At 70.9% G+C, this 6,321-nt stretch carries 7 protein-coding genes and 1 pseudogene; 2 read left to right on the top strand and 6 right to left on the bottom strand.

The window, feature by feature from the left end:
* The 5 genes from AB0C29_RS28310 to AB0C29_RS28330 all read right to left on the bottom strand — a co-directional run.
* A partial coding sequence (locus AB0C29_RS28310; RefSeq protein WP_360826154.1) for a sigma-70 family RNA polymerase sigma factor occupies positions 1-473 on the bottom strand: 473 nt, incomplete at its 3' end.
* Positions 470-1,060 carry a carboxymuconolactone decarboxylase family protein gene (locus AB0C29_RS28315; protein ID WP_360826157.1) on the bottom strand — a complete coding sequence of 197 codons (591 nt, stop codon included), beginning with the start codon at positions 1,058-1,060 and terminating at the stop codon, positions 470-472. The genes AB0C29_RS28315 and AB0C29_RS28310, both read right to left, overlap by 4 nt.
* A gap of 72 nt (positions 1,061-1,132) precedes the next feature.
* Complete coding sequence (locus AB0C29_RS28320) at positions 1,133-2,140, bottom strand: inorganic phosphate transporter (protein WP_360826160.1); 1,008 nt, start codon at positions 2,138-2,140, stop codon at positions 1,133-1,135.
* Between the two features lie 3 nt (positions 2,141-2,143).
* Positions 2,144-2,770: a DUF47 family protein gene (locus AB0C29_RS28325; RefSeq protein ID WP_360826163.1), complete on the bottom strand. Its 627-nt coding sequence runs from the start codon at positions 2,768-2,770 to the stop codon at positions 2,144-2,146.
* 156 nt (positions 2,771-2,926) lie between these two features.
* Positions 2,927-3,895, bottom strand: a complete 969-nt coding sequence (locus AB0C29_RS28330) for a hypothetical protein (RefSeq protein ID WP_360826166.1) — start codon at positions 3,893-3,895, stop codon at positions 2,927-2,929.
* A 111-nt stretch (positions 3,896-4,006) separates the two neighbouring features.
* On the opposite strand from AB0C29_RS28330, the gene sigJ reads away from it, so the two are divergent.
* Positions 4,007-4,891 (top strand): RNA polymerase sigma factor SigJ, encoded by an 885-nt coding sequence (gene sigJ / locus AB0C29_RS28335; protein WP_360826169.1) that lies wholly within the window; start codon positions 4,007-4,009, stop codon positions 4,889-4,891.
* Here sigJ and AB0C29_RS28340 read toward each other — a convergent pair.
* Positions 4,874-5,380 (bottom strand): DUF402 domain-containing protein, encoded by a 507-nt coding sequence (locus tag AB0C29_RS28340; RefSeq protein ID WP_360826172.1) that lies wholly within the window; start codon positions 5,378-5,380, stop codon positions 4,874-4,876. The genes sigJ and AB0C29_RS28340 overlap by 18 nt on opposite strands.
* A 20-nt stretch (positions 5,381-5,400) precedes the next feature.
* On the opposite strand from AB0C29_RS28340, the pseudogene AB0C29_RS28345 reads away from it, so the two are divergent.
* Positions 5,401-6,231 (top strand): annotated as a pseudogene (locus tag AB0C29_RS28345) (ATP-dependent DNA helicase); the annotation flags it as partial.
* Positions 6,232-6,321: the final 90 nt, after the last annotated feature.

Genomic DNA, 6,321 nt, shown 5'->3' on the forward strand with positions numbered 1-6,321 from the left:
GCCACATGCTCCCGGGCCCGATGGGCGAGCTGCCGCACGGCCGCGGCCGTCTTACCGACCGCGGCCGCGATCTCCTCGTACGGCAGCTCGAACACCTCACGCAGCACGAACACCGCCCGCTCGGTGGGTCCGAGGGTCTCCAGCACGGTCAGCATCGCGAACGAGACGCTCTCCGCGAGTTCGACGTCCTCGGCCACGTCCGGGCTGGTCAGCAACGGCTCGGGCAACCACTCACCGACGTACTCCTCGCGCCGGCGGGCCAGCGTCCGCATCCGGTTGAGGGCCTGCCGGGTGACCACCCGCACCAGGTAGGCCCGGGGGTCGCGCACCTCGCCCCGGGCCCCGGCGTCGAGGTCGGCCCACCGCAGCCAGGTCTCCTGCACGACGTCCTCGGCGTCGGCGGCGGAGCCGAGCATCTCGTAGGCGACCGTGAACAGCAGGCTGCGGTGGGTGAGGAACGGATCGTCGGTCATGCCCGCGAGGCGGTGCCGCTCGGCTGGGCCATGGGGGCAAGGCCGCACGACGCCGACAGTCCCTCGGCTTCGATGCCGAGGGCGACGTTCGTGCGGGCGGCCTGGTTGGCGAAGGCGATCCACACGGTGAGCTCGATCATCGCCGGTGCGCCGAGCCGGGCGAGCAGGCGGCCGGAGAGCTCGTCGGTGACGGACGGCGGGGTCTGCGACATCGCTTCGGCGTACTCCAGCACGTCGCGCTCCAGCGGTGTGAAGACGTCCGACTCCCGCCAGCGCGGCACCTGCTGGGCCTTGACCTCGTCCAGGCCGTTGTTGTGCGCCTGGAAGTAGCCGAGGTCGAGGCAGAACGAGCAGCCGACCAGCGCGGCGACCGCCATGTGGGCGTACGACTTGAGATCCTCGTCGCACTCGTGCCACTTGGCGGCCTTACGGCCCATACCCATGCTGGTGCTGAGCACCTGCCGGTGGTGCCACATCACTTCGAGGGCCTCGGGCACCTGGCCGAACATCTTGCGGCTGAACCTCTTCAGTACGGCGCCGTAGACACCGGTGATCTCAGTCCTGGGGACCCTGGTGTTGCCGGTCATGTCTCCTCCTCGGTGTCGATGACATGAAGACACCGAGGAGGGCCGCTCTGTGACAACGCATGGGGGAAGGGCTCAGTTGAACAGCGGCCGGACCGCCAGGTAGATGACGCAGGCGAGGGCGGCCGCGGCCGGGAACGTGATGATCCAGCCGAGCACGATGTTGCCGGCCACGTTCCAGCGGACCGCGCTCAGGCGCTTCGTGGCGCCGACGCCCATGATCGCTGAGGTGATCGTGTGGGTGGTCGAGATCGGGGCGTGCAGGACCAGCGCGTTGAAGTAGAGCACCGAGCTGGCCACCGTCTCGGCCGCGAAGCCCTCCGCCGGGCCCAGGTCGATGATCTTGCGACCCAGGGTGCGGATGATCCGCCAGCCGCCGGCGTAGGTTCCTGCGGCCAGCACCGCGGCCGAGGTCCAGAAGACCCACCACGGGATGTGCGTCGCGTCGCTCTGGAAGCCGCCGGTGTAGAGCGCCAGCACGATGATGCCCATGGTCTTCGCGGCGTCCTGCATGCCGTGGCCGACCGACATGAAGGCGGCCGAGACGGTCTGCGCGTGCCGGAAGCCGCGGTTGAGGCGGCCCGGGTTGCCGCGCCGGAAGATCCAGGAGATCGCGATCATCACCGCGAAGCCGAGGACCAGGCCGACGACCGGCGAGGCGACCATCGGGATCAGCACCTTCTCGGTGATGGTGGCCCATTCGATGGTGGCGCCGGCGGCGAAGAACGTCGCGCCGACCAGGCCGCCGAACAGCGCGTGCGACGAGGACGACGGCAGGCCGAAGTACCAGGTCACGAGGTTCCAGCAGATGGCCGCCAGCACGCCGGCGAAGACCACACCCAGGCTCGGGATGCCGGTGGGCAGCTTGACCAGGCCGTCGCCGACCGTTTTGGCCACGCCGGCGCCGAAGTGGGTGCCGATGAAGTTGCCGACCGCGGCCATCGCGAGCGCGACGCGCGGGGTCAGGGCCCGGGTGCTGACGCTGGTGGCGATGGCGTTCGCCGCGTCGTGGAAACCGTTGGTGTAGTCGAAGGCCATCGCGGCGATGATCACCGCGAGCACTGCGACGAGCTCGGCGGACAAGGCCTAGGACTCCTTGACCGTGATGGTCTCGACGGTGTTGGCCACCCGCTCGAAGGCGTCGCAGGCGTCCTCGAGCTCGTCGGCGACCTCCTTCATCTTCAGCACCGTGAGCGCGTCGTACTCGCCCGAGAAGAGCCGGACCAGCAGCATCCGGTACGCCCGGTCGCCGTCGTTCTCCAGCCGGTTGATCTCGATCCAGTACTCCTCGAGATTCTTCATCGTGCGCAGCCGCGGCATCGCGTCGGCCGTGATCTTGGCCTGCTGGTCGAGCACGGTCACCAGCTCGTGCATCTCGCGCGGCAGCGACGGCAGCTCGGTGAGGCCGTACAGGTAGAGCAGGTTGCCGACCGCCTCGAGGTGGTCCATGACGTCGTCGAGCTGGGAGCCCAGCGAGTAGATGTCCTCGCGGTCGAACGGCGTGATGAAGGTCGAGTTGATCTTCTTGTACAGCTCGTGGGTGATCTGGTCGCTGTCGTGCTCGACGTCGGTCAGCCGGTCGCTGACCGACTGCACGTCCACCCCGGGCAGAGCCAGCTCGTTGAGCAGCTCGGTGCCGCGGACGAGGTTCTGGGCTGCCCGGGAGAACAGCTCGTAGAAGGCGCCCTCGGTGGGGCGGAAGGAGAACTTCACGGCGCGAACCTCGTTTGCGGGTGGACGGGGTCTGGCGAATTCGAGGGAATGCTAGGTAATGCCTCCCCGGGTTCCGAGCCCGCCTACCCCTGCTCAACAGCAGTTCAGTGCTCGTTCACTTGCTGTTCACCTGGAACGTGCACTTATCCGGATCTTTCAGACGACTGGCGCGATGTCCGGTCGCTGATTGGTGGACCGCGGGGCCGGGGTGCTACGGCGGGTCACCGGTCCCGGCGTCACTCGGGGTGGCACCGGCCGGTGCACCGGATGCCGGCGCAGGTGCCGGGCCAGCCCCACCTGGTCGCTGTCGGCGATCACGTCCACGCCGGCCTCGCCGAGCTCGGTCCAGACGGCCTGCCGGGCCTTGCGGGAGCCGCCGGGCAGGCCGGAGATGCGCACCGTACGCCCGTCCTCGTGCGCGGAACGGACCAGCGCGTGCAGCAGGTGCCGTTCCTCGGCGGAGATCGGTTCGCGGCCGTCCCAGCCGAACCGGCGGCTCCACGGCTCGCTGATCATCGGCACCAGTGCGGGCGGCGCCGACGCGGAGCCGATGTCTTCGAAGGAGCCGTCGGCGAACGCGTACCGGCGGGACTGGGTGGCGAGCAGGGCCCGCACGTCCACGATGCCGGTGATGGCGACCGTGACGGCCCCGGGGTCGAGGCGGCCGTCGACGCAGCGGCTCAGCAGCGGGGCATGGTCGCGCAACTGCTGGTCGAGCATCCGGTACGCCCGCAGCAACGTGTCCGCGTCCCGGACCGGCCCGGTGAACTCGACCACCAGCCGGAACGGCACCCGCTGGTCCCGGCAGAGCCGCCCGCCGCGCGCCTGGGCCCGGGTGAACAGCGGGGTGAGGACCATCCGGCGCAGCGTACGACCGGGTTGCGGCTGCCCCGAGCCGAGGAACAGCTCCCCGTGCGGCCCCGGGCGTACCGGGACGGTGAGACCGGCCAGCCCGCGGCGCAGCACCCCGGGCAGCGGGTCCTCGGCCTGGTTGGCGACCAGGGCGTGCCCGGCGGGGAGGTACGGCCTGGGCCGGCGAGCCACTGCGACGCCGAGTGTCGCCGCACCGGTGGCTCCCGCCACTCCGGCCAGCCCGCCCAGCAGGGTCGCCACGTCGTTCGCCACCGTCTGCCCCCGCCCCCCGCAAACGCGAAATAGGACCAAATGCTCTTATCGCGTTTACCACTGTGTCACACGTGACACCTGTGACCGGGCAATGTCCTTCAGAATTCCCCCATGCCGTCGGACGCTTTCGAAGCTGAACGCCCCCACCTGCTGGCCGTCGCGTACCGGATGCTCGGCAGCCGTGCCGAGGCCGAGGACGCGGTCCAGGAGGCCTGGCTGCGCTATCACAAGGCGCGGGCCGGCGGGGAGATCCACGACCTGCGCGGCTGGCTGACCACCATCACCGGCCGGATCTGCCTGGACGTGCTCAAGTCGGCCCGGGTCCGCCGCGAGGCCTACCCCGGCCAGTGGCTGCCGGAGCCGATGGTGTCCCGGCTCGACGACCCGGCCGAGCGGGTCACCCAGCGCTCCGAGGTCAGCCTCGCGCTGCTCGTGGTGCTGGAGAAGCTCACCCCCGAGCAGCGCGTCGCGGTGGTCCTGCACGACGCGTTCGGGGTGCCGTTCGACGAGGTCGCCGCAGTGCTCAACACCAGCGTCCCGGCGGCCCGTCAGCACGCCTCCCGGGGCCGGCGGGCCGTCGCCGAGGGCCAGGCCCGGCACACCGCGGATCTGCCTGAGCAGCGCAAAGTGCTGGACGCCTTCCTCGCCGCGGCCGCTTCCGGCGACCTGCAGGCCCTCGCGGCTGTGCTCGCGCCCGAGGTGGTGGCGATCGGCGACGGCGGCGGCGTGGTCAACGCCGGCCTCAACCCGGTCGTCGGCCTGGACCGGGTGGCCCGCTTCTACATCGGCATCCTGAGCCGGCGGGCCCGCGACTACACCGACGTCACGGTCGAGCCGGTCCTGGTCAACGGCGACGCCGGCGTGCTGGTCCGGGGCCACCACCCGGACGGCCGGCCGGTGCTCTTCGTGCTCACGGTGGCCGTCGCCGACGGCCGCGTCACAGCCGTCTACAACCAGCTGAACCCGGCCAAGCTGGGCTCAGTCGACGACCGCTGAGAGCCACTTCCGGTACGTCGAAGCGAAGGGTTCCGAGCCGTCTCCCAGGGCCACGAACAGGCGCCCGGCGGCGGCCCGGGCCTCGGCCACCAGCTCGTCCGGATAGCCGAAGCGCACCTGGTGGTCGGCGAACTCGTCCTCGTCGCGCAGCTCGATCACCCCGGTGTCACGGCGCCGCGAGACGTCCAGGTCCAGGTCGACGATGTGCACGGTGTCACCCTCCCAGCGGGCCGGGGTGGTGATGTCGCAGTAGACCTCGCTGGTGCGCGGCGGCGGGTTGAACATGCCGGTCCACCACGCCCGGTGCGGGATGAGCAACACGAACGGGATCTGCTCGACCGACGGCAGGCCGTGGTAGACGGACGCCGTGCCGCGGGTCACTCCGACCCATACGCCCAGCTCGTCCTCGGTGAGCCGGCGGGCCGGGTAGTCGCGGTGGGCGGAGCCGTCGTACTTGGTGTAGACGACCCGGACCATCTCGCTCGGCATGACAAGACCCTAACGGTGACATGGTTTCGTCGGTGGTGGCGGGTACGGTCTCGGACGTGACTGCCGCGACCCGCAAGAAGGCAACCGCTTCCCAGCTTCTCGCCGCCGCTGTCGGCGCTGTCCCGGGCGGTGCCTCGCGGCCCGGGCAGGAGGAGATGGCCGCGGCCATCGAGCGGGCCGTCAAGCAACGTGAACATCTGCTGGTGCAGGCGGGCACGGGCACCGGCAAGTCGCTCGCCTACCTGACGCCGGCCCTGCTGGTCGACGGTCCGGTCGTGGTCTCCACCGCGACCCTGGCCCTGCAGAACCAGCTCGTCGAGCACGACCTGCCCCGGCTGGCCGACGCGGTGGAGCCGGTGCTGGGCCGCCGCCCGACCTTCGCGGTGCTCAAGGGCCGGCACCACTACCTCTGCATGGCCAAGCTCGAGCACGCCGACGAGGAGGCGCCGACCGACACCCTCTTCGACGACGCGCCGCCGCGCGCGACCCAGTGGCTGGGTGAGGCCGGCAAGCTCGGCAAGCAGATCCTGCGCGTGCAGGCCTGGGCGGAGAAGACAAAGACCGGCGACCGCGACGAGCTGGACCCGGGTGTCGACGAGACCGCCTGGCGGCAGGTGTCCATGCCGGCCCGCGACTGCGTCGGCGCGGCCCGCTGCCCGTACGGCGCGGAGTGCTTCGCCGAGGCCTCGCGCGTACGCGCCCGCGAGGCGGACATCGTGGTGACCAACCACAGCCTGCTCGCGGTCGACATGCTGGCCGAGCGCAACATCGTGCCCCCGCACAAGCTCCTGATCGTCGACGAGGCGCACGAGCTGGCCGACCGGGTGTCCTCGGCCGCGCAGGCCGAGCTGACCTCAGCAGGGCGCACTGGTTACGGACCGCACCGGCGCGGCCGAGCTCGCCCTGGCCGGGGCCCTGCTGCGTGATCCGCGCACTCCGGA

This window comes from Actinoplanes sp. NPDC048791 (genome assembly GCF_040650095.1).
GTDB lineage: Bacteria > Actinomycetota > Actinomycetes > Mycobacteriales > Micromonosporaceae > Actinoplanes.